The 409-nt window shown below is 43.0% G+C and carries 1 protein-coding gene; it reads left to right on the top strand.

Annotated features, from left to right (window positions below; translation table 11 throughout):
• Positions 1–285: 285 nt before the first annotated feature.
• The coding region (locus tag SB719_RS19075; protein ID WP_329812452.1) for a CatA-like O-acetyltransferase at positions 286–409 on the top strand (124 nt) is incomplete at its 3' end.

Genomic DNA, 409 nt, shown 5'->3' with positions numbered 1-409 from the left:
AAGCCACTGGAGCACCTCAAAAACACCATCATACACTAAATCAGTAAGTTGGCAGCATCACCCGACGCACTTTGCGCCGAATAAATACCTGTGACGGAAGATCACTTCGCAGAATAAATAAATCCTGGTGTCCCTGTTGATACCGGGAAGCCCTGGGCCAACTTTTGGCGAAAATGAGACGTTGATCGGCACGTAAGAGGTTCCAACTTTCACCATAATGAAATAAGATCACTACCGGGCGTATTTTTTGAGTTATCGAGATTTTCAGGAGCTAAGGAAGCTAAAATGGAGAAAAAAATCACTGGATATACCACCGTTGATATATCCCAATGGCATCGTAAAGAACATTTTGAGGCATTTCAGTCAGTTGCTCAATGTACCTATAACCAGACCGTTCAGCTGGATATTA

This window comes from Pantoea sp. SIMBA_079, assembly GCF_046940275.1.
GTDB classification, from domain to species: Bacteria; Pseudomonadota; Gammaproteobacteria; order Enterobacterales; family Enterobacteriaceae; genus Pantoea; species Pantoea borealis.
This window is presented reverse-complemented; position numbering and strand designations above follow the sequence as displayed.